Below are 22,158 nucleotides of genomic sequence, written 5' to 3'. Positions count from 1 at the left end.
GGCCAAGCGCCGGCCGGGCGGGCTGGATGGCGATCAGGCGTCGCGCAGCAGTTCGTTGATGCCGGTCTTGGCGCGGGTCTTGGCATCCACGCGCTTGACGATCACCGCGCAGTAGAGGCTGTACTTGCCGTCCGCCGAGGGCAGGCTGCCGGAAACGACGACCGATCCGGCGGGGATGCGGCCATAGCTCACCTCGCCCGTGGCGCGGTCGTAGATCTTGGTCGACTGGCCGATGTAGACGCCCATGGAAATCACGGAGTTTTCCTCGACGATCACGCCTTCCACGATCTCGGAGCGGGCGCCGATGAAGCAGTTGTCTTCGATGATGGTCGGGTTGGCCTGCATCGGTTCGAGCACGCCGCCGATGCCGACGCCGCCGGACAGGTGGACGTTCTTGCCGATCTGGGCGCAGGAGCCGACGGTGGCCCAGGTGTCGACCATGGCGCCTTCGTCGACGTAGGCGCCGATGTTGACGTAGGACGGCATCAGCACAACGTTGCGGCCGATGAAGCTTCCGCGGCGCGCGACGGCGGGCGGCACGACGCGGAAGCCGCCCTTGGCGAAGTCCTCGGCGGTGTAGCCGGCGAACTTGGTGGGGACCTTGTCATAGAACTGCATGCTGCCGCCGGCCGGCATCGGCAGGTTGTCTTCCAGGCGGAAGGACAGCAGCACCGCCTTCTTGATCCACTGGTTGACCAGCCATTCGCCGTTTTCCTTCTGCGCCACGCGCAGGCTGCCCTGGTTGAGCTGTTCGAGCACGTGCGCCACGGCGTCGCGCACTTCCGCCGGAGCGGACTTGGGGGAAAAGTCCGCGCGGTTTTCCCAGGCCTGGTCGATGATTTGTTGGAGCTGTTGAGTCATGAGAGCGTTCGCTTGATGTTGATGGGATGGTGATTCGGAACTGGAGGCCGGAAGGCCGGATTCAAAGCTTGCGGGCGAATTCCACGATGCGTTGCGCGGCTTCCAGGCATTCCTCGACTTCGGCGACGAGGGCCATGCGGACCCGGTTGGCGCCAGGGTTCGCTCCGTGCGCCTCGCGCGCGAGGTAGCTTCCCGGCAATACCGTCACATTATATTCGGCATGCAGGCGCTTCGCGAACTCGGTGTCGGAAATTGCAACACGGCCATCCACCTTCGCCCAGAGGTAAAAACCCGCGTCCGGCAGGTCGACGTCGAGCACTTCGCGCAGCAGCGGCGTCACCTGGTTGAACTTGGCGACGTACTTCTGGCGGTTCTCGATCACATGCTGCTCGTCATTCCAGGCGACGGCCGAGGCGGCCTGAATGGAGGGGCTCATGGCGCTGCCGTGGTAGGTGCGGTACAGCAGGTATTTCTTCAGGATCTCGGCGTCGCCGGCCACGAAGCCGGAACGCATGCCCGGCACGTTTGAACGCTTGGAGAGGCTGGAGAATGCGATCAGCCTGGGATACCCGGACCGTCCCAGCTTGTGCGCGGCTTCCAGTCCGCCGAGGGGGGCGGTGTCCTTGAAATAGATTTCGGAATAGCACTCGTCCGAGGCGATGACGAAGCCATAGCGGTCGGAAAGCGCGAATAGCTCCTTCCAGTCTTCCAGCGTCAGCACCGCGCCGGTCGGGTTGCCCGGCGAGCAAAGGTAGAGCAGTTGGACGCGCGGCCAGACCTCGGCGGGAACGCTGCGGTAATCCGGCGCGAAGTTGCGCGCGGGATCGGAATTCACGAAATACGGCGTCGCGCCGGCAAGATAGGCCGCGCCTTCGTAGATCTGATAGAACGGATTGGGACACATCACCAGGGCGCCGGGCACCGGGTCGATCACTGTCTGCGCCAGCGCGAACAAGGCTTCGCGGGAGCCGTTCACCGGCAGGATCTGGGTTGCCGGATCCAGCGGCGGCAGGCCGTAGCGGCGTTCCAGCCAGCCTGCGATCGCCCCGCGCAGGGCGTCCGAGCCGAGCGTCGACGGATAACTTGCCAGTCCGGACAGGTTCGCGGCGAGCGCCTCCTGGATGAACGGCGGCGTGGGATGCTTCGGTTCGCCGATGCCGAGGCTGATCGGACTGAAGGCCGGATCCGGCGTGACGCCGGCAAACAGCTGGCGCAGCTTTTCGAAGGGATAGGGCTGGAGCTTGTCGAGAAGAGGGTTCACTTGGGCTGCACGAAAGGAAGGACGGAAGTGGGCTTGCGGCTAAAGGCGGCATTATACCTTTGGCTCGCTTCCTGACTTCGCCGGCCTGCTGCATCCGTCATCTTGGCTGGTATTGCCTGAAAGCATCATTGGCGGCCGAGATCGTTGTCTTTGGCAAGACCCGAGATGATATGATAGGGCCCTTTCTCGGGCCGGAAAGTTTGCTCTGGCGACAATTTTTGTTATCAGTTGGTAAAGTGTCGACAACGTGCGTCTAAATTCCATCAAACTATCGGGATTCAAATCCTTCGTCGATCCGACCAATTTCCAGGTTCCCGGCCAGCTGGTCGGCGTGGTCGGGCCCAACGGCTGCGGCAAGTCCAACATCATGGATGCGGTGCGCTGGGTGCTTGGCGAGTCCAAGGCGTCGGAACTGCGCGGCGAATCGATGCAGGATGTCATCTTCAACGGCTCGACCAACCGCAAGCCCGCCGGACGCGCCTCGGTGGAACTGGTGTTCGACAACGCCGACGGCCGCGCCGCCGGTCAGTGGAGCCAGTATGCCGAGATCGCGGTCAAGCGCACCCTGACGCGCGACGGCACTTCGACGTACTACATCAACAACCAGGCGGTCCGCCGCCGCGACATCCAGGACATCTTCCTCGGCACCGGCCTCGGCCCGCGCGCCTACGCCATCATCGGCCAGGGCATGATTTCCCGCATCATCGAGGCGCGGCCGGAAGACCTGCGCATCTTCCTCGAAGAAGCTGCCGGCGTCTCGAAGTACAAGGAACGCCGCCGCGAAACCGAGAACCGCCTGCACGACACCCGGGAAAACCTGACCCGCGTGGAAGACATCCTGCGCGAGCTCGGCGCGAACCTCGAGAAGCTGGAAGCCCAGGCCGCCGTGGCGCAGAAATTCCGCGAGCTGCAGGCCGACCAGGATGAAAAGCAGAAGCTGCTCTGGCTGCTGCGCAAGAACGAAGCGAAGGTCGAGCAGGAAAAATTCTTCCGCGACATCGAACGCGCGCAGATCGACCTCGAGGAACAGACTGCCAAGCTGCGCCACGTCGAGACCGAGCTCGAGCACATGCGCCAGGCGCACTACGCCGCCGGCGACCGCGTCCACCAGGCGCAGGGCCATCTCTATCAGACCAACTCCGAGATCGGCAGCCTCGAGGCGCAGATCAAGTTCGTGATCGAGTCGCGCAGCCGCCTTCAATCTCAGCTCAATTCCCTGACCGCGCAGCGCGACCAGTGGCAGCGCCAGGGCCAGCAGCAGCAGGAAGAATTGGCCGAGGCCGACATCGCCCTCGAAGAGCTCGGCGCCCGGGTGGAGCAGGCCCAGCAGGCGGCGCAAAACCAGAACGACCTGCTGCCCGCGCTGGAGCAGTCATGGCGCGAGGCGCAGACAAGGTCGAACGAGTCCCGCAGCCGCATCATGCAGGCCCAGCAGCAGATCGAGCTCGAATCCGCGCACCAGCGCAATGCCTCCAACATCCTCGGCAACCTTGCCACCAGGCGTGAACGCCTGATGCAGGAAAAGTCCGGCCTTGCCATGCCCGACTCGGCCCATCTTTCCAACCTGAAGATGCAGCTCGAGGAAAAGCAGATGGCGCTGGAGGAGGCGACCGGACAGCTGGAATCGGCGCAGGAACAGCAGCCGCGGCTCGAGGAAGAACGCAAGACCGCGCAGGACCAGTTCAACCGCGAAACCGCCAGCAACGCGCAGCTAGAGGCCCGCCTCGCCGCCCTGAAGCAGCTGCAGGAAAACGTGCAGACCCAGGGTAAGGTCCAGCCCTGGCTGAAGAAACACGAGCTTGGCGAGTTGCCGCGCCTCTGGCAGAAGCTGCACATCGACCAGGGCTGGGAAACCGCGCTCGAATCGGTGCTGCGCGAGCGGACTTCGGCCCTGGAGATGTCCAACCTCGATTGGGCCAAGGCCTTCTTCAGCGATGCGCCGCCGGCCAAGCTGGCCTTGTATTCCTCCAACGCGACCGCCACGCCCCAGCCGGAGACGCCCGCCGGACTGCGTCCCTTCGTCAGCCTGCTGCAATTGAACGACCCCGGACTGCGCGCCTTGCTGCAGGACTGGCTGGCCAACGTCTACGTGGCCGACGACATGAACGCCGCCTTCGTCGATCGCCAGCGCCTGCCCGCGGGCGGCTGTTTCGTGACGCGGCAGGGCCATGTCATCGAGCGCGCCAGCGTGCGCTTCTATGCTTCGGATTCCGAGCAGGACGGCATGCTCGCCCGTCAGCAGGATATCGAGAACCTGACCAAGCAGCTGCGCGCCCAGCAGATGCTCGCCGAGGAAGCCAGGTCGCGCGTGGTGCGCGCCGACGCCGCACTATCGCAGGCCACCCAGCGCCTGCAGGAACTGCGGCAGCGGGTCGCCCAGTTCACCCAGTCGGCGCACGGCCTGCAGATCGACGTCATGAAGCTGCAGGAAGTGCAGGAGCGGTTCAACCAGCGCAGCAGCCAGATCGAGACCGATCTCGCCGAGATCGGCGCCCAGGAAGAAGAGCAGCAGCAGGTCCGGCTCGAGTCGGAATCCCGTTTCGAGCAGCTCGACATGGAACTCGCCGAGCTGCAGGAAAAGCATGAAGAGGGGCAGACGGCATTCCTGGCGAAGGAGCAGCAGCTCAACGACGCGCGCCAGCGCCTGCGCGAACTGGAGCGCGCCGCGCAGGAAGCCGGTTTCGCCGAGAAGTCGCACCGGAACAAGATCGAGGAGCTCAAGCGCAGCATCGCCACCGCGCAGGAGCAGTCCGCCCAGCTGTTTGCCAGCGTGCAGCAAGGCCACCTCGAGCTCGAGAGCCTGGATGACCAGGCGGCCCAGGCCGGCCTGCAGTCCCTGCTCGAACGCCGCACCGAACAGGAACGCGCCCTCGCCGATGCAAGGCATGAACTCGACCAGCTCACGCAGAAACTCCGTCAGGCGGAAGAATCACGCATGCAGGCCGAGCGCAGCCTGCAGCCGCAGCGCGACCGCATCATGGAACTGCAGCTGAAGGAGCAGGCCGCCCGCCTGAACCAGGAACAGTATGCGCAGCAGCTGCTTGAGGCGCAGGCCGACGAGGCGGCGCTTGCCGACAAGCTGAATCCGGACATGCGGCCGTCCTACCTGCAAGGCGAGGTCACCCGCCTGACGAACGCCATCGCGGCCCTCGGCGCGGTCAACCTCGCGGCCCTGGATGAACTGGCGCAGGCCTCCGAACGCAAGAACTTCCTCGACGCGCAGCATGCCGACCTCACCGAGGCGATCACCACGCTCGAAGACGCGATCAGCAAGATCGACCGCGAAACGCGCGATCTGTTGCAGGACACCTTCGACAAGGTGAACCGGCATTTCGGCGAGCTCTTCCCGGTGCTGTTCGGCGGCGGCAACGCCAAGCTGATCATGACGGGCGAGGAAATCCTCGATTCCGGCGTGCAGGTGATGGCGCAGCCGCCGGGCAAGAAGAATGCGACGATCCACCTGCTGTCGGGCGGAGAAAAGGCATTGACGGCAACGGCCCTGGTGTTTTCAATGTTCCAGCTCAATCCCGCGCCGTTCTGCCTGCTGGATGAGGTGGACGCGCCGCTCGATGACGCCAATACCGAGCGCTTCTGCAACATGGTCAAGCGCATGTCGGACCAGACGCAATTCCTGTTCATCTCGCACAACAAGATCGCGATGGAGATGGCTCAGCAGCTGATCGGCGTCACGATGCAGGAACAGGGCGTGTCGCGCATCGTGGCGGTGGACATGGAGTCGGCGGCGAACTTCGCCTCGGAGGCGCAGGCGGCCTGATGCGCGCCTTGCGCCAGGCGCCGCGCGCCGGTGAGGGAGCTTCCCCTCAATGACGTGCGGAACGGGCGAGGGCGGCGCGCTTCTGGTAGTAGGCGACGTTCATCTGCGCTTCGCGGGCACGCTGCTGTTCGACGTCCGCGCAGATGAGGTAATGGCGCTCGGCGCGCTGCAACCACCAGTTGTGGATGTGGCGCAGAATGGGGCTTAGCGAGAGCATGGCCAGTTCGAGTAGTCGGAATTCGCGGGAACTTGCCTCCGCCTTGCTGCCGCGCAGGGATGACGCGGACAGCGCGCCGACCGCTCCCTTCAGCTGATGTGCTGCGGCGCCGTCGAAAGCGCCGAGGCGTTCGGTGTCGCCATGTCCAAGCTTACGCGCTGCATTTGCCGTGTGATAAAACTTCATGCGGCCCTCCATGCGATGGTGATGTCGTGGTTGATGGTCAGCAATATCAGGCTGGACCGCCTTCTGTAGCCGGATTGTTCCGTGCTTTTGTGCAGAAGACGGGAGGTGGCCCGGCGATCTGAACCCCGATTGATGGTTCGTCGGTCCGGATGAGTCTTATTGTGAAGTTCGTGCCTGCCCCAGTATTGATTACTATCAATTGGGAACCTGTGGCAGTTTTGGCATGATCAAACCGTGTGGAAATTGATTTCCAGCGGGTAGCACCAGCCGAGCGGACCTTGCGTTTGCGCATGGTTTGTTCAACTTGACAACTCTTTAGGGGATCACTACTCTGGTTCGCTCTCGTGGTGCGCCTGCGGAATGGCGTACCGGACCGGGCCAACGCCCTGGATGAAACAATGATCACATACCACTTTTCCCATAAGCGCCAACGTGCCGGACAAGCCATCCGCGGCGCGCGCCCGACCAGCGAGGATGGCCGCGTATGACCGAACTCCAGGCTAGTCTCATTGCGATCGGCGGCACCATCGTCGTCGGCGTCATCTCCTACAACAAGTGGCAGGAATACAAGGCGAGGAAAACGGTGCAGCGCGCCTTTTCCGGCGAGCCGGAAGACGTGCTGATGCAATCCGCTCCCGCGCAGAAGGAAGCGGCGGCCGGCAGGCAGGAACCCACGTTCGACGGCGCGCAACAGGGCGCGGCGGCAACGGCCTTCCACGGAGCGTCCGCCGAGGCGAGTTCGACGGCTGATTCCGCCCACGCCGCCCAGGCCGAAGGTGCCGCCTCCGAGGCGGCCGGGCAGGGTGCCATCGACGACGCCGGGCAGCCGCAAGTCCGGGCGCGCGCGGTGCAGAAGGATCTTCCCGTCGACGAGCTCATCGACTGCATCATCCCGTTCTCCCTCGAAGGCCCGGTGCGCGGCGACAAGCTTCTGCCCAAGCTTCAGGGGCTGCGCCACGTCGGCAACAAGCCGGTACACGTGATCGGACAGCGCGATGACGGCCTCTGGGAACCCGTTACCCAGGGCGTCGGCTATTTCGACCTGCAGGCCGGCGTGCAGCTTGCCAACCGCGGCGGCGCGCTCAACGAAATCGAGTACTCCGAACTCATCATGCGCCTGCGGCAGATCGCCGATGAAATCGAGGCCGAGGTCGACGTGCCGGACATGACCGAGGTGATGCGGCGCGCCCGGAGCCTGCACCAGTTCGTCGCCGAATACGATGCGCAGCTCAGCGTCAACGTCCGTTCCAACGGCGCGCCGTGGGCCATCAACACCCTGTTGTCGGCGCTCGAGCGCCAGGGCTTCGACCTGCGTCCCGATGGCCGCCTGGTGATGCCGGACGGCGAGGGCGGCGTGCTGTTCTCCATGTCCACCAACGTGACGCTGGCCGAGGAAACCACTTCCCGGCTGACCTTGCTGCTCGACGTGCCGCGCGTCACGCCCGCGCGCGACGGCTTCGGCGCGATGACCGCCTGCGCGCGCATGCTTGCATCGCGCCTCGACGGCACGGTGGTGGACGACGGCAACCAACCCCTGTCCGATGACACGCTGGCCGAAATCGCCGGGCAGGTCGCCGAGTTCTACACCCAGATGGAAGCCGCGACCATTCCCGCCGGTTCCGTGCGCGCGCTGCGCCTTTTCAGCTGACATGCCGACTGATTCGCGAACCGACGCGGCACCTGACGTGCCGCTCATTCCCGCCGCCGACCGCGGCGACTGGTCCGAGCGGGCCGCCTGGCTCAAAGCCGAGCTGAACCGGCATAGCCATGCCTACTACGTGCTCGACAATCCGACCATCCCGGATGCCGAGTACGACAAGCTGTTCCGCGAACTGGTCTCGCTGGAAGAGGCCCATCCCGACCTGGTGACTTCGGATTCGCCGACCCAGCGCGTCGGCGGCAAGCCCTTGCCGCAGTTCGAGCAGGTGCGTCACGCGGTGCCGATGCTCTCGCTCAACAATGCCTTCGGCGACGACGACATCGCCGGCTTCGACCGGCGGGTTCGGGAAGGCCTGCAGCTCGATGGCGAGGCGGAGTATTCCACCGAGCTGAAGTTCGACGGCCTCGCCATCAGCCTGCGCTACGAAAACGGCATGCTGGTGCAGGCGGCCACGCGCGGCGACGGCATGACCGGCGAGAACGTGACCGCGAACATCCGCACCGTGCGCGCCATTCCCCTGCGCCTGCATGCCGCGAACCCGCCCGCGGTGCTCGACGTGCGCGGCGAAGTTCTGATGTACAAGTCCGACTTCGCCAGGCTCAACGAGCGCCAGCGCGAGGCGGGCCAGAAGGAATTCGCCAATCCGCGCAACGCCGCCGCCGGCAGCCTGCGCCAGCTCGACCCGCGCATCACCGCGCAGCGCAGCCTGCGTTTCTTCGCCTATGGCATCGGCCTTCTCGAAGGCGGCGCCATGCCGGAGTCCCATGCCGCGCTGCTGGACTGGTATGCCGGGATGGGCCTGCCGGTGTGCAAGGAACGCGCCGTGGTCCGGGGCGCAGCCGGCGTGCTGGAATTCTTCCAGTCCATCGCCGCCAAGCGGCCAAAGCTGCCCTACGACATCGACGGCGTGGTCTACAAGGTCAACCGCCTCGACCAGCAGCAGAAACTCGGCTTCGTGTCGCGCGCGCCGCGCTTCGCCATCGCCCACAAGTTTCCCGCGGAAGAGGCCATGACGGTGGTGCAGGACATCGGCGTGCAGGTCGGACGCACCGGCGCCATCACCCCGGTCGCGCGCCTCGCGCCGGTCTTCGTGAGCGGCGTCACGGTCACCAATGCCACGCTGCACAACGAAGACGAAGTGCGCCGCAAGGACATCCGCATCGGCGACACGGTCATCGTGCGGCGGGCGGGAGACGTCATCCCCGAAGTCGTGTCCTATGTGCCGGAACTGCGCAAGGACGACGTCCGGGAATTCGTCATGCCGGCGCAATGCCCGGTCTGCGGCTCGCCCATCGTGCGGCCCGAGGAAGAAGCGGTCGCGCGGTGTTCCGGCGGCTGGGTCAAGTGTCCCGCCCAGCGCAAGGGCGGCCTGCTGCATTTCGTCTCGCGCCGCGCGATGGACATCGAGGGCCTCGGCGAACAGCTCGTCGACCAGCTCGTCGACAGGCAGGTCATCACCACCGCCGCCGACCTCTACAAGCTCGGGCTGAGCGCCTTGTCGGAACTCGACCGCATGGCCGAGAAATCCGCGCAGAACGTGCTCAAGGCGCTCGAGAAATCCAAGTCGACCAGCCTGCCGCGCTTCATCTATGCCCTGGGCATCCGGCACGTCGGCGAGGCGACCGCCAAGGAACTCGCCAAGCATTTCGGCAGCCTCGACCGCTTTCTCGATGCGAGCGAAGAAGCCTTGCTGGAAGTGCCGGACATCGGACCGGTGGTGGCGCGATCCATCACCGCATTCCTCGCCGATCCGCTGAACCGCGAACTGGTTGAACAATTGCGCGCCGCGGGCGTCCATTGGCAGGAACACGAGCCGGCGGCGGCCGCGCCCAAGCCTTTCGCCGGAAAAACCTTCGTGCTCACCGGCACCTTGCCCGCCATGACGCGCGACGAGGCGGCCGAGCGCATCGAAGCCGCCGGCGGCAAGGTGGCGGGCTCGGTATCCAAGAAGACCAGTTATGTCGTTGCCGGCGAGGAAGCCGGTAGCAAGCTGACGAAGGCGCAGGAACTCGGCATCCCCGTCCTCGACGAGGCCGGGCTGCTGCGATTGCTGGAGGAATCATGACCACCATCACGAAAGCGGTTTTCCCGGTCGCCGGACTCGGTACCCGGTTCCTGCCCGCCACCAAGGCGCAGCCCAAGGAAATGCTGCCCGTCGTCGACAAGCCGCTGATCCAGTACGCGGTCGAGGAAGCGGTGGCCGCCGGCATCACCGAGATGGTCTTCATCACCGGCCGCAACAAGCGGGCGATCGAGGATCACTTCGACACCGCGCAGGAACTTGAAACCGAACTGGAATCCGCCGGCAAGCATGCGCTGCTGGAGACGCTGCGCAGCACCGTGCCCAAGGGCATCCATTGCATCTTCATCCGCCAGCCCGCGCCGCTCGGGCTGGGGCATGCGGTGCTCTGCGCCCGCCCGGTCGTGGGCGACCATCCCTTCGCCGTCCTGCTGGCCGACGACATGATGGATGTCGACGAAGGCACCAAGCCGGTGCTGGCCCAGATGACCGACATCTACGCCAGGGAGCAGGCCAGCATCCTCGCGGTGAACGACGTGCCGCGCGCCGAGACCCGGCAATACGGCGTGGTCAGCGCGACGCCGTTCAAGGATCGCCTCGAGAAGGTGAACGGCATCGTCGAGAAGCCCGCCCCCGAAGACGCGCCCTCGACCCTGGCCGTCGTCGGCCGCTACGTGCTCGACGCGCGCATCTTCGATCATCTTGCCAAGATAGGTCGCGGCGCCGGCGGAGAAATCCAGCTTACCGACGGCATCGCGGCGCTGATGCAGGAAAAGCCGGTGCTGGCCTACCGCTACGAGGGCCGGCGCTTCGATTGCGGCTCCAAGCTCGGCTATCTCAAGGCGACCATCGCCATGGCGCGCAAGCATCCCGAACTCGGCGCGGCCTTCAATCGCTACCTGGCGGAACTGTCGTGACCGTCCGCGCCATCCTCAAGATGGGCGACCCCCGGCTGCTCCGGCAGGCCGAACCGGTCACCAGCTTCGACACGCCCGAGTTGAATTCCCTTATCGAAGACATGTTCGACACCATGCGCGCCGCCAACGGCGCCGGTCTCGCCGCGCCCCAGATCGGCGTGAACCTGCAGGTCGTGATCTTCGGTTTCAAACAGAATCCGCGCTATCCCCATGCCGAACCGGTACCCGAAACCGTGCTCATCAATCCGGTGCTGACCCCGCTGTCGGACGACAAGGAAGAGGGCTGGGAAGGCTGCCTGTCGGTTCCCGGCCTGCGCGGCATGGTTCCACGCTGGACCCGGCTGCGCTACGAAGGCGTGGACCAGCGCGGGCAGCGCATCAGCCGCGAAGCCGAAGGCTTCCATGCGCGCGTCGTGCAGCATGAATGCGACCACCTCGCCGGCGTGCTGTATCCGATGCGCATCCAGGATTTCACCCGGTTCGGGTTCACCGAAGTCATGTTCCCCGAACTCGACGCGCTCGACGACGATTGATGCCGCCGCCCGCTCTCCCTGCGGAAAGCGACAAGGCAGGAGATCAGGAAAGCGGGAGAGCTGGAGAGCGCGGCGCGTATTCCCCGAATGATAGATGTGGCAAGATGGCGCCATGCCAGCGCCGATCGCCTCCATGAACCCGACACCCCGCATCCTCGTGCTGTACGCCCATCCGGCGCACCATCATTCCCACGTCAACCGCCGCATGTTCGACGCCTTGCGCGGGCTGCCGAACGTCACCACCCGCGACCTCTACGAGTGCTATCCCGACTTCCACGTCGATGTGGCGCTGGAGCAATCGCTGCTCGCGGAAAGCGATCTTGTCGTGCTGCAGCATCCGCTGCAGTGGTACAGCATGCCGGCGCTGATGAAGGAATATCTCGACGTTGTGCTGGAACACGGCTGGGCCTACGGCCATGAAGGCCATGCGCTGCGCGGCAAGGATCTTCTGCTGGCCGTGACCACCGGCGGGCCGCAGGCGTCCTACACGTCCCAGGGTTACCATCGCCGGCCGTTCTCGGATTTCCTGCCGCCCTACGAGCAGACCGCCTTCCTGTGCGGCATGCGCTGGCATCCGCCCGTGGTTTTCCATGGAGCGCGGCTTGCGGACGAGGCGGCGATCTCGCGGCACGTGCAGGTCTACGTCGACAAGCTCTCGCGCTATCCGAGGTGGACGGAAGAACCGGAGCAGCCCGTGCCGGCCGACATCGCGGCCGGCGAATACATCCACGATCCGGAGGAGCCATGACCCAGGAACCCTTGGTGAACGCGCTGGTGTACCTTGCCGCCGCGGTGGCCGCGGTACCGATCGCCAAGCGCCTCGGCCTCGGCGCGGTGCTCGGCTACCTGATGGCGGGCATCGCGATCGGGCCCTGGGGCCTGGGCCTCATCAGCAATGTCGAGGACATCCTGCATTTCTCGGAGTTCGGCGTGGTGCTGCTGCTGTTCCTGATCGGGCTCGAACTCGAGCCGAAGCGCCTCTGGTCGCTGCGGCGCTCGATCTTCGGCTGGGGCACCGCCCAGGTCGGCCTGGTGTCGCTGGCCCTGTTCCTGGCCGGCATGCTGCTCGGCGCAGACTGGAAGACCGCGCTCATCGCCTCGCTCGGCTTGTCGCTGTCGTCCACGGCCATCGCGCTCGCGACGCTCGGCGAGCGCAACCTCATGGGCACGGGCGCCGGTTCGGCCGGTTTTTCGATCCTCCTTTTCCAGGACATCGCCGCCATCCCCATGATCGCCATCATTCCCATGCTCAGCGTCGCGGTCGCCGACGACGCGGGCGGCGACCCGGGCTGGATGAAGGCGGGGAGGGTGGTCCTGGTCATCGCCGCGCTGGTGGTGGCGGGGCGCTTCCTGATCCGGCCCGCCTTGCGCATGATCGCCAAGACCGACATCCGCGAAGTGTTCACCGCCTTCGCCCTGCTGCTGGTGATCGGCATCGGCCTCCTGATGCAATCGGTCGGCATGTCCATGGCGCTGGGCACCTTCCTCGCGGGCGTGCTGCTGGCCGATTCCGAATACCGCCATGCGCTCGAGACCGACCTGGAGCCGTTCAAGGGCTTGCTGCTCGGCCTGTTCTTCATCGCGGTGGGGATGTCGATCGACTTCGGCGTGCTCCTGCGGCAACCCCTGCTGGTGGCGGCGCTGCTCGCGGTGTTCCTGGTGGTCAAGACCGGCGTGCTCCTGATTCTCGCCCGGCATTTCAACATCCTGCAGCCGCAGCGGCTGTTGTTTGCCATCCTCCTGTCGCAGGGTGGCGAATTCGCCTTCGTGATCTTCGGCGCCGCGGCGACCGCCAAGATCTTTTCCCCCGACATCGCCTCGGCCCTGATGGTGGTGGTGGCCCTGTCGATGGTTGCCACGCCGCTGATGCTCCTGGTGCACGACAACGTCATCGCGCCCCGCCTGCGGCGCGCCGACCAGCGCCCGGACGACGACCTGCATGGCCAGAACGAGCCGGTGATCATCGCCGGCTTCGGGCGCTTCGGGCAGATCATCGGCCGCCTGCTGCATGCCAACCGCATCGGCCTGACCGTGCTTGACCACGATCCGGACCAGATCGACCTGCTGCGCAAGTTCGGCTTCAAGGTGTTCTATGGCGATGCCACCCGCGTCGACCTGCTGCATGCGGCCGGAGCGGCGAAGGCGAGGGCGCTGGTGGTGGCGATCGACGGCGTGGAGGAAAGCATTCGCCTGGTGGAAGCAGTCCGCAAGGAGTTTCCCGACCTTCCCATCCTCGCCCGCGCCCGCAACGTCAGCCACTACTACGACCTGATGGACAGGGGCGTCACCGTCATCGAGCGGGAGACCTTCGAGTCCGCCCTGCAGCTCGGGCGGCGCACGCTGCAGGAGCTCGGCTTCGGCGCGTACCGGGCGCGGCAGGCGGCGATGAAGTTCCGTGCCCACAACCTGAAGTCGCTGCTGGATGTGTATCCCTTCTACAAGGACCAGCAGCAGATGATCTCCATGGCCGCGCAGGCGCGGGAGGAGCTGGAGGCGATGTTCGCCAAGGATGCGGAAGTGGTGACCGACGGCAGCCAGGGCGGCTGGCACGGGGAGCGGAAGGAGAAGGCGGCTCGGGTGGAGAATTGATTCGGTATTGGCGCTGAAATGGGATTCCCGCCTGCGCGGGAATGACAGCGGGGGGCGAGTGCAGACAAGGCCGACTTCCGCTATTCCAACTTTGTCATCCCCGCGCAGGCGGGGATCCCATTTCACGGCAGGCTAGAACCTTTCGTCAGCCCGCAGGTAGCGCCACTGTCCCGTCGGCAGATCCCCCAGCTTCACGTTCCCGATGCGTACCCGCTTGAGCCCGAGCACCTTGAGGCCGACCGCTTCGCACATGCGCCGTATCTGGCGCTTCTTGCCTTCCTTCAGCACGAACCGCAGCTGGTCTTCGTTCTGCCACTGCACCTTAGCCGGCAGCAGCTTCTTGCCGTCGAGGGAAAGGCCATGGTTCAGCAGGCGCAGGTCGGCGTCCGGGAGGCGTCCCGGCTTGCCGTACTTCACCCGCACGAGGTATTCCTTTTCGATGGCGGTGTCCTCGCCGATCAGCTGCTTGGCGATGCGGCCGTCCTGGGTCAGCACGAGCAGGCCGACGGAATCGATGTCGAGGCGGCCGGCAGGCACCAGGCTGCGCAGCTGCGACGGATGGAACTGGATCGGCGCCTTGTCTTCCTTCCAGCGGGCCTCGGGCGTGATGAGGGTGACGGCCGGCTTGTAGCCGTCTTCCGCCTGGCCGCTCACGAAACCCATCGGCTTGTTGATCAGCACCGTCACCCGCTTCGCCTGCTGGGCGCTGGCCTGGCGCTCGACGGTGATCTTCTGGTGCGGCAGGACCTTGCTCCCGAGTTCGGATACGACCACGCCGTCCACCCGGACCCAGCCCTGGGCGATCCATTCGTCGGCTTCGCGGCGCGAGCACAAGCCAAGTTCCGACATGCGTTTTGATAGGCGGAGAGGTTCTGTCATTCGTCTTCAGGAAAAGTCATATGCGCAGTGCGTCCAGCAGGTCGGTTTCGAGCTGGATCTGGGTGCGCGCATTGTTGAGCGCGGGGCCGTCCACGAGGAACACGTCTTCGACGCGTTCGCCGAGCGTCATGATCTTGGCGGTATGCAGGTTGACCTTGTATTTCGCCAGGACGTTGGCGATGGAATACAGCAGGCCGGTGCGGTCGTTCGCGGAAACCGACAGCAGGTAGTACTGTCCGCGTTCGTCCGAGCGCAGGTCGACCGTCGGCGTGATGGGAAAGGTACGCGACAGCCGTGAAAGCCGTCCCTTCACCGGCGGAGGCAGTTCCGAGCCGGAGGCGAGGAGCTGCGACAGCTCGTGCTCGATCAAACTGATGATGTCGCGGTAATTCTTGCTGAACGCCGGCTCGGTGACGAGAAAGGTATCGAGGGCATAGCCGTTCTTCGTGGTGTGGATCTTCGCATCGAGGATGCTGAAGTTCTTGCGGTCGAAGTAACCGCAGATGCGCGCGAACAGGTCGGGCTGGTCCTTGATGTAGACCGCCACCTGCACGCCTTCGCCGATCGGGGCGAGGCGGGCCTTGACCACCGGCGCGGCGCTGTCGGTCTTGTTGTAGAAGGAACGGGTTTGCCAGGCGATGTCGCTGGCGTCGTGGCGCAGGAAATAGGCCACGTCGAGCTGCTGCCACAGCCTCTGGTGGGCGTCCTCGGGCAGGCCGTAGAGGCGCAGCGTCTTCAGCGCGGCTTCCTGGCGGTTGCGCAGCTCGTGGTCGGTCGAGGGATCTTCGCCGCCCAGCACCCGCAGCGTCATGCGGTAGAGATCCTCCAGCAGCTTGCCCTTCCAGGCGTTCCACACCTTCGGGCTGGTGCCGCGGATGTCAGCCACCGTCAGCAGGTAGAGGGCCGTCAGGTGGCGTTCGTCGCGCACCAGTCCGGCGAAGCCGCGGATGACGTCCGGATCCGACAGGTCCTGCTTCTGCGCCACCTGCGACATGCTCAGGTGGTGCTGCACGAGGAAGACGATGAGTTCGGTGTCTTCCTTCGACAGGCCATGGTCGCGGCAGAAACGGCGCGCGTCATCCATGCCCAGCTCGGAGTGGTCGCCGCCGCGTCCCTTGGCGATGTCATGGAAGAGGGCGGCGATGTAGAGGATCCAGGCGTCGGCGAAATTCGCCATGAGCTGGCTGCAGAACGGATATTCGTGCGCATGCTCGGTCATGGTGAAGCGGCGCACGTTGCGCACCACCATCAGGATGTGCTGGTCGACGGTATAGACGTGGAACAGGTCGTGCTGCATCTGGCCGATGATGCGGCGGAAGTTCGGCAGGTAGCGGCCCAGCACGCTGGTCTGGTTCATGCCGCGCAGGGCGTGCGTGATGCCTTGCGGCGCCTTCAGGATCTGCAGGAAGAGATCGCGGTTGACCGGATCGCGCCTGAACTTGGCGTCGATCTTGAAGCGCGCGTGCCACAGGGCGCGCATGGTGCGCGCCGTCATGCCCTTGATGTGCGCGTGCTGCGCGATCAGCAGGAAAACCTCGAGCATCGCCGACGGGGTCGTGTCGAAGGTGTCGTCGTCGACGATGTCGAGCAGGCCGTTGATGTCGTTGAACCGCTCGTTGACCGGCGTGGGCGAGGCCTGCTTCGGAAACAGCTGCGCCTCGATGTTCTGCAGCAGGATGGTGTTGAGCTGGGTGACCGCCTTCGCCGCCCAGTAGTAGCGCTGCATCAGGTATTCGCTGGCGCGCCGCGTTTCCGACGTCTGGAAGCCGAAGGTTTCCGCGATCGGGGTCTGCACGTCGAATACCAGGCGGTCTTCGCGCCGCCCGGCGTGGATGTGCAGGCGGATGCGGATGTCCTTGAAGGCGCGTTCCTTCTGCGTGAGCTGGCGCGCCTCGGTCGGCGTGATCAGGCCCCGCTGGGCCAGCTTGCGCCAGGACTCGCCGAGCCCGGCCGCCTTTGCGACCCAGAGGATGACCTGCAGGTCGCGCAGGCCGCCCGGGCTTTCCTTGCAGTTCGGTTCCAGGCTGTAAGGAGTGTCTTCGTATTTCGCGTGGCGCTGGCGCATTTCCAGCGTCTTGGCGTGGAAGAAAGCCTGGGGATTCATTGCTGCCCGGAAGCGGTCCTGCAGGAAATGGAACAGCTTGCGGTTGCCGGTGACGAGCCGCGCTTCGAGCAGGCTGGTCTGGACGGTGATGTCGGCGGCCGATTCGGTCAGGCATTCATCGATGGTGCGGATGCTGTGTCCGATCTCGAGGCCGATGTCCCAGAACAGCTGCACGAGTTCTTCGAGCCGGGCCTGCAGGGCGGCATCGGGCGGCCCGTCCAGCAGGATCAGGACGTCCACGTCGGAGTGCGGAAACAGTTCGCCCCGCCCATAGCCGCCCACGGCGACCAGCGCCGCGCCCGGCGGCATGTGCAGTTCCTGCCACGCATGGATGAGCGCGGCGTCGACGTCCTGCCGCAGGCGCGTCAGGAGGTCTTCCGGCCGGCCGTGTTCCTGGAATGCCGCGATCGCCGCCTGGCGCTCCGCCTTCAACTGCTCCTTGAGCGTCAGGGCAAGCGATGCCATCGTCAGGCCGGGACCGTGCTGTTCTTGGACGGGTCGATGAATGCGGGCGGCGGCGGCATGCCGGCCGATACGGTCAGCACTTCGTAGCCGGTTTCCGTCACCAGCACGGTGTGCTCCCACTGCGCCGACAGGCTGCGGTCCTTGGTCTTGATGGTCCAGCCGTCGCCCATTTCGCGGATCTCGCGGCGGCCCGCGTTGATCATGGGCTCGACCGTAAAGATCATGCCGGGCACCAGCTTGTCGAGCGTGCCGGGGCGGCCGTAGTGCAGCACCTGGGGTTCTTCATGGAAGATCTTGCCGATGCCGTGGCCGCAGAATTCGCGCACCACGCTGTAGCCCGCCTTTTCCGCATGCTGCTGGATGGCGAAGCCGAGGTCGCCGAGGTGGGCGCCGGGCTTGATCTTCGCGATGCCGATCCACATGCACTCATAGGTGATCTCGGACAGCCGCTTCGCGAGGATGGAGGGTTCCCCGACGAAGAACATGCGGCTGGTGTCGCCGTGGTAGCCGTCCTTGATGACGGTGATGTCGATGTTCAGGACGTCGCCGTTCTTCAGTACCTTGTCGCCGGGAATGCCATGGCAGACCACGTCGTTGACCGAGGTGCAGGTAGCCTTGGGGTAGGGCGTGTAGCCGGGCGGGCAATAGTTAAGGGGTGCGGGTATGGTGCCTTGCACGTTGGTCATGTACTCGTGGCAAAGCCGGTCGAGTTCGCCGGTGGTCACGCCGGGCTTGACGAAAGGCCCGATGTAGTCGAGAACCTCGGCGGCGAGTCGGCCGGCGATCCGCATGCCTTGGATGTCTTCTTCAGTCTTGATCGAAATGCTCATAATGGTGCCGGCCGGCGGGGAAGCCTGGCTGGTAGAAAGAGGTCGTGGTCAAGGTGAAATTATAGTCGACCAAGGGAAAAGGCGTACGGTGGGCAGGCGTTCCATCTTGAACAGGAAAGTAAAAATCGGGTAGAATCGCGGGTTAGCTTGAATGCTGTCCGGTACATGCCGGTCACAGCCGGGCTAATCGTTTCGAACCGAAGTATTTTTACCTTGATCCGCGAATGCGCGCCGACAAGGGTGCCTGCCGAACAGACATGACCTGGCAGGTCACTGGCGCGATTCAAGACCTAACCCTGGAGAAAACATGTCCGTTACCATGCGCGAAATGCTGGAAGCAGGTGTCCATTTCGGCCACCAAACCCGCTTCTGGAACCCCAAGATGGCCCCCTACATCTTCGGCCACCGCAACAAGATTCACATCGTCAACCTGGAAAAGACCCTGGGCATGTACCAGGAGGCGATGAAGTACATCCGTCAACTGGCCGCCAACCGCGGCACCATCCTCTTCGTCGGCACCAAGCGCCAGGCACGCGAGATCCTCTCCGCCGAAGCCCAGCGCGCCGGCATGCCCTACGTCGACCAGCGCTGGCTCGGCGGCATGCTCACCAACTTCAAGACCATCAAGACCTCGATCAAGCGCCTGAAGGACATGGAAGCCGCCATCGAAGACGGTTCCGTCGAGAAGATGAGCAAGAAGGAAGCCCTGATGTTCCAGCGCGAAATGGAAAAGCTGCAGAAGTCCATCGGCGGCATCAAGGACATGGGCGGCATTCCTGACGCGATCTTCGTGATCGACGTTGGCTACCACAAGGGCGCCATCACCGAGGCAGCCAAGCTGGGCATCCCGGTCATCGGCATCGTCGATACCAACCACTCCCCGGAAGGCGTCACCTACGTCATCCCCGGCAACGACGACTCTTCCAAGGCCATCACCCTCTACGCCCGCGGCGTGGCGGACGCGATCCTGGAAGGCCGTGCGAACGCAACCAATGAAGTCCTTGAGGCAGTCAAGGGCGGCGCCGACGAATTCGTCGAGGTCAACGAGCAGGCCTGATCCCCTGCGGCCCCGACAGCCGGGCATGAAAAAGGGGCAACAGTCGTTCGCCCCTTTTTTTTAGCCGGCGCGGCATCCGGCGGCCATGCGGCCGCGCACTGAACGTAATTTGAATTCCCGCGTCCACAAGACGCAAACTGAATCAGGAGAATGAACATGGCGGCAATTACAGCAGCGATGGTAGGCGAACTGCGCGCGAAGACCGACGCGCCGATGATGGAATGCAAGAAGGCCCTGACCGAGGCCGAAGGCGACATGGGCCGTGCGGAAGAGATCCTGCGCGTCAAGCTGGGCAGCAAGGCTTCCAAGGCCGCATCCCGCATCACCGCCGAAGGTGTCGTGGCAGCCTACATTTCCGGCGGCGTCGGCGCGCTTATCGAAGTCAACTGCGAAACCGACTTCGTGACCAAGAACGAAGAATTCCTCGAGCTGGCCAGGACCGCTGCCCGCCTGGCCGCGGAAAAGAACCCGGCCGACGTGGCCGCGTTGTCCGCGCTGCCCGCCGGCGAAAAGACGCTGGACGAAGTCCGCGCGGCGCTGGTCGGCAAGATCGGCGAGAACATGAGCTTCCGCCGCTTCAAGCACTATGAAACCACCGGCAAGCTGGTTTCCTACCTGCACGGCACCCGCATCGGCGTGATCGTCGAGTTCGACGGCGCCGACGAGCAGGTCGGCAAGGATGTCGCCATGCACATCGCCGCCATGAAGCCGGTCGCCCTGTCCAGCAGCGACGTGCCGGCCGACCTGATCGAGAAAGAGCGCTCCATCGCCACCCAGAAGGCAGCCGAGTCGGGCAAGCCTGCCGATATCGTCGCCAAGATGGTCGAAGGCACGGTGCAGAAGTACCTGAAGGAAGTCTCCTTGCTCAACCAGCCTTTCGTGAAGAACGACAAGCAGACCGTGGAACAGATGCTCAAGGCCGCGAACACGACCGTCAAGAGCTTCACCATGTTCGTCGTCGGCGAAGGCATCGAGAAGAAGCAGGACGATTTCGCCGCCGAGGTTGCAGCCCAGGTTGCAGCCGCGCGTCAGGCATAATGACAAACGGGCCGCAAGGCCCGTTTTGTCGCGGGCGTCCGGCGTGCGCGCATGCCGGATGTCACGCGGGGATGCCTGAGTCTTGGTGGAACCCCTTGCCGATCGGCGCCACTCTGAAGGCGCCGCTTGCGTTCCAGCAAGACTGAGGGATGCCCTCGGTTCATTCAAGCAACAACCCGGCGGCCGGCGCTCCCAACAGGAACGCCTGGCCGCGCAGCAGCACTGCGGACGATGACCTTCGTCCGGAACACTTTTTGGAGTCCAGCCACATGTCGAAACCTGCGTACAAGCGTGTCCTTCTCAAACTCTCCGGCGAAGCATTGATGGGCGACGATGCCTATGGCATCAATCGCGGCACCATCGAGCGCATGGTCGAGGACGTGGCGGAAGTCGCACGGCTGGGCGTGGAGCTTGCCATCGTCATTGGCGGCGGCAACATTTTTCGCGGCGTCGCGCCGGGTGCGCAGGGCATGGACCGCGCCACCGCCGACTACATGGGCATGCTGGCCACGGTCATGAATTCGCTGGCCCTGGCCGATGCCATGCGCCGCGCCGGCCTGACCGCGCGCGTCATGTCGGCGATCGGCATCGAGCAGGTGGTCGAGCCCTATGTGCGCCCGAAGGCGCTGCAATACCTCGAGGAAGGCAAGATCGTCGTCTTCGCCGCCGGCACCGGCAATCCGTTCTTCACCACGGACACCGCGGCGGCCCTGCGCGGCTCGGAAATCGGCGCCGAAATCGTCCTCAAGGCGACCAAGGTCGATGGCGTCTATACCGCCGATCCCAACAAGGACCGCAACGCCACCCGCTACTCCACGATCACCTTCGACGAGGCGATCGCCAAGCACCTGCAGGTCATGGACGCGACCGCCTTCGCGCTCTGCCGCGACCAGAAGCTGCCGATTAAAGTGTTCTCCATTGTCAAACCCGGCGCCCTGAAGAATGTCATCATGGGTGAGGACGAAGGTACCTTGGTTCATGTTTAATGCAATCTCGCCCCTGACACAGAGGAGAAAATGATGACCGTCGCTGACGTCAAGAAAAACGCCGATCAGAAGATGCAGAAGTCGATCGAGACGCTCAAGGCCGACCTTGCCAAGGTGCGCACCGGACGCGCCCACGTGGGCATTCTCGACCACATCCAGGTGGATTACTACGGTACGCCGACCCAGATCAGCCAGGTCGCCAACGTTACCCTGATCGATGCCCGCACCATCGGCGTCCAGCCCTGGGAAAAGAAGATGGTCGGCGTGATCGAAAAAGCGATCCGCGAATCCGACCTCGGCCTGAATCCGTCCAGCCAGGGCGAACTCATCCGCGTGCCGACGCCGCCGCTGACCGAAGAGCGCCGCAAGGAGATCGTCAAGGTCGTGAAAGGCGAGGGCGAGGACGCCAAGGTGGCGATCCGCAATATCCGCCGCGATGCCAATGAAGCCCTCAAGAAAATGCTCAAGGACAAGGCCTGCTCCGAGGACGATGAGCGCCGCGCGCAGGACGATGTCCAGAAGCTGACGGACAAGTTCGTCGCCGAAGTCGACAAGATGATTGCCGACAAGGAAAAGGAACTCATGACGGTCTGACGCGGGCCGGGTGCGGCGGCATCCTGCCGGCAGTGCACCAAGGGTGTCTCCGATGCTGCCGCCTGCATGGCAGGCTGGCAGCACGCAGCGGAAACCCGCTTTGCCGTCGAGCCGAAATGCAACTTTTCCTCGCCCAAGCCCACGATGTCGGGGTGCCGCTCAAAGAGGCAACATGGACGTCCGGTT

At 64.6% G+C, this 22,158-nt stretch carries 17 protein-coding genes; 11 read left to right on the top strand and 6 right to left on the bottom strand.

Going from position 1 to position 22,158, the window contains the following annotated elements:
- Window positions 1-33 precede the first annotated feature (33 nt).
- Together dapD and dapC are read right to left on the bottom strand one after the other, a co-directional pair.
- The gene (gene dapD, locus G3574_RS01715; protein ID WP_163960251.1) at window positions 34-861 is read right to left on the bottom strand and encodes a 2,3,4,5-tetrahydropyridine-2,6-dicarboxylate N-succinyltransferase; all 828 of its coding nucleotides are present in this window, start codon (window positions 859-861) and stop codon (window positions 34-36) included.
- Between the two features lie 61 nt (window positions 862-922).
- Window positions 923-2,122: a succinyldiaminopimelate transaminase gene (gene dapC / locus G3574_RS01710; RefSeq protein ID WP_163960249.1), complete on the bottom strand. Its 1,200-nt coding sequence runs from the start codon at window positions 2,120-2,122 to the stop codon at window positions 923-925.
- Window positions 2,123-2,369: 247 nt separating this feature from the next.
- Here dapC and smc point away from each other — a divergent pair, with 247 nt between their 5' ends.
- Window positions 2,370-5,897 (top strand): chromosome segregation protein SMC, encoded by a 3,528-nt coding sequence (gene smc, locus G3574_RS01705; RefSeq protein WP_163960247.1) that lies wholly within the window; start codon window positions 2,370-2,372, stop codon window positions 5,895-5,897.
- Window positions 5,898-5,943: 46 nt separating this feature from the next.
- Here smc and G3574_RS01700 read toward each other — a convergent pair whose 3' ends face one another.
- Window positions 5,944-6,300, bottom strand: a complete 357-nt coding sequence (locus G3574_RS01700; protein WP_163960245.1) for a hypothetical protein — start codon at window positions 6,298-6,300, stop codon at window positions 5,944-5,946.
- Between the two features lie 484 nt (window positions 6,301-6,784).
- Here G3574_RS01700 and G3574_RS01695 point away from each other — a divergent pair, with 484 nt between their 5' ends.
- The 6 genes from G3574_RS01695 to kefC all read left to right on the top strand — a co-directional run bounded on the left by G3574_RS01695 (window position 6,785) and on the right by kefC (window position 14,019).
- Entirely contained in the window at window positions 6,785-7,948 is a 1,164-nt protein-coding gene (locus G3574_RS01695) for a cell division protein ZipA C-terminal FtsZ-binding domain-containing protein (RefSeq protein WP_163960244.1), read from the top strand.
- Between the two features lies 1 nt (window position 7,949).
- A complete protein-coding gene (gene ligA, locus G3574_RS01690; RefSeq protein ID WP_163960242.1) occupies window positions 7,950-10,025 on the top strand; it encodes an NAD-dependent DNA ligase LigA in 2,076 nt (691 codons plus the stop codon).
- A complete protein-coding gene (gene galU, locus G3574_RS01685) occupies window positions 10,022-10,897 on the top strand; it encodes a UTP--glucose-1-phosphate uridylyltransferase GalU (RefSeq protein WP_163960240.1) in 876 nt (291 codons plus the stop codon). Before ligA ends, galU begins: the two co-directional genes overlap by 4 nt.
- The gene (gene def, locus G3574_RS01680) at window positions 10,894-11,430 is read left to right on the top strand and encodes a peptide deformylase (RefSeq protein WP_163960238.1); all 537 of its coding nucleotides are present in this window, start codon (window positions 10,894-10,896) and stop codon (window positions 11,428-11,430) included. Before galU ends, def begins: the two co-directional genes overlap by 4 nt.
- A gap of 133 nt (window positions 11,431-11,563) precedes the next feature.
- Window positions 11,564-12,178, top strand: coding sequence for a glutathione-regulated potassium-efflux system oxidoreductase KefF (gene kefF / locus G3574_RS01675; RefSeq protein ID WP_163960236.1), 615 nt, complete (start codon window positions 11,564-11,566; stop codon window positions 12,176-12,178).
- The gene (gene kefC, locus G3574_RS01670) at window positions 12,175-14,019 is read left to right on the top strand and encodes a glutathione-regulated potassium-efflux system protein KefC (protein WP_163960234.1); all 1,845 of its coding nucleotides are present in this window, start codon (window positions 12,175-12,177) and stop codon (window positions 14,017-14,019) included. The genes kefF and kefC overlap by 4 nt, the downstream gene beginning before the upstream one ends.
- A gap of 132 nt (window positions 14,020-14,151) precedes the next feature.
- Here kefC and G3574_RS01665 read toward each other — a convergent pair whose 3' ends face one another.
- Genes G3574_RS01665 through map form a run of 3 tightly spaced genes read right to left on the bottom strand, consistent with a single transcriptional unit; the run spans window position 14,152 to window position 18,300 of the window.
- Window positions 14,152-14,898: a pseudouridine synthase gene (locus tag G3574_RS01665; RefSeq protein WP_163960233.1), complete on the bottom strand. Its 747-nt coding sequence runs from the start codon at window positions 14,896-14,898 to the stop codon at window positions 14,152-14,154.
- Window positions 14,899-14,914: 16 nt separating this feature from the next.
- A complete protein-coding gene (locus G3574_RS01660) occupies window positions 14,915-17,467 on the bottom strand; it encodes a [protein-PII] uridylyltransferase (RefSeq protein WP_163960232.1) in 2,553 nt (850 codons plus the stop codon).
- A 2-nt stretch (window positions 17,468-17,469) separates the two neighbouring features.
- Window positions 17,470-18,300: a type I methionyl aminopeptidase gene (gene map / locus G3574_RS01655; protein ID WP_163960423.1), complete on the bottom strand. Its 831-nt coding sequence runs from the start codon at window positions 18,298-18,300 to the stop codon at window positions 17,470-17,472.
- A 304-nt stretch (window positions 18,301-18,604) separates the two neighbouring features.
- Here map and rpsB point away from each other — a divergent pair, with 304 nt between their 5' ends.
- The 4 genes from rpsB to frr all read left to right on the top strand — a co-directional run bounded on the left by rpsB (window position 18,605) and on the right by frr (window position 21,972).
- The gene (gene rpsB, locus G3574_RS01650) at window positions 18,605-19,354 is read left to right on the top strand and encodes a 30S ribosomal protein S2 (protein WP_163960231.1); all 750 of its coding nucleotides are present in this window, start codon (window positions 18,605-18,607) and stop codon (window positions 19,352-19,354) included.
- Window positions 19,355-19,510: 156 nt separating this feature from the next.
- Entirely contained in the window at window positions 19,511-20,392 is an 882-nt protein-coding gene (gene tsf / locus G3574_RS01645; RefSeq protein ID WP_163960230.1) for a translation elongation factor Ts, read from the top strand.
- Between the two features lie 269 nt (window positions 20,393-20,661).
- On the top strand, window positions 20,662-21,378 hold the full coding sequence (pyrH, locus tag G3574_RS01640; RefSeq protein ID WP_163960229.1) for a UMP kinase: 717 nt from the start codon (window positions 20,662-20,664) through the stop codon (window positions 21,376-21,378).
- Between the two features lie 33 nt (window positions 21,379-21,411).
- Window positions 21,412-21,972 carry a ribosome recycling factor gene (gene frr, locus G3574_RS01635; protein WP_163960422.1) on the top strand — a complete coding sequence of 187 codons (561 nt, stop codon included), beginning with the start codon at window positions 21,412-21,414 and terminating at the stop codon, window positions 21,970-21,972.
- The last annotated feature ends 186 nt before the right edge of the window (window positions 21,973-22,158 follow it).

It is taken from the genome of Noviherbaspirillum galbum (assembly GCF_010974945.1).
GTDB classification, from domain to species: Bacteria; Pseudomonadota; Gammaproteobacteria; order Burkholderiales; family Burkholderiaceae_D; genus Noviherbaspirillum; species Noviherbaspirillum galbum.
Note: the sequence above shows the minus strand (reverse complement) of the source record. Positions and strands in the feature narration are given on the sequence as shown.

Bases quoted from the DNA above. Each gene is read 5' to 3' on its own strand.
- dapD (WP_163960251.1), bottom strand. From the start codon at position 861: ATGACTCAACAGCTCCAACAAATCATCGACCAGGCCTGGGAAAACCGC.
- G3574_RS01700 (WP_163960245.1), bottom strand. From the start codon at position 6,300: ATGAAGTTTTATCACACGGCAAATGCAGCGCGTAAGCTTGGACATGGC.
- G3574_RS01695 (WP_163960244.1), top strand. From the start codon at position 6,785: ATGACCGAACTCCAGGCTAGTCTCATTGCGATCGGCGGCACCATCGTC.
- ligA (WP_163960242.1), top strand. From the start codon at position 7,950: ATGCCGACTGATTCGCGAACCGACGCGGCACCTGACGTGCCGCTCATT.
- galU (WP_163960240.1), top strand. From the start codon at position 10,022: ATGACCACCATCACGAAAGCGGTTTTCCCGGTCGCCGGACTCGGTACC.
- kefF (WP_163960236.1), top strand. From the start codon at position 11,564: ATGAACCCGACACCCCGCATCCTCGTGCTGTACGCCCATCCGGCGCAC.
- kefC (WP_163960234.1), top strand. From the start codon at position 12,175: ATGACCCAGGAACCCTTGGTGAACGCGCTGGTGTACCTTGCCGCCGCG.
- G3574_RS01665 (WP_163960233.1), bottom strand. From the start codon at position 14,898: ATGACAGAACCTCTCCGCCTATCAAAACGCATGTCGGAACTTGGCTTG.
- G3574_RS01660 (WP_163960232.1), bottom strand. From the start codon at position 17,467: ATGGCATCGCTTGCCCTGACGCTCAAGGAGCAGTTGAAGGCGGAGCGC.
- rpsB (WP_163960231.1), top strand. From the start codon at position 18,605: ATGTCCGTTACCATGCGCGAAATGCTGGAAGCAGGTGTCCATTTCGGC.
- tsf (WP_163960230.1), top strand. From the start codon at position 19,511: ATGGCGGCAATTACAGCAGCGATGGTAGGCGAACTGCGCGCGAAGACC.
- pyrH (WP_163960229.1), top strand. From the start codon at position 20,662: ATGTCGAAACCTGCGTACAAGCGTGTCCTTCTCAAACTCTCCGGCGAA.
- frr (WP_163960422.1), top strand. From the start codon at position 21,412: ATGACCGTCGCTGACGTCAAGAAAAACGCCGATCAGAAGATGCAGAAG.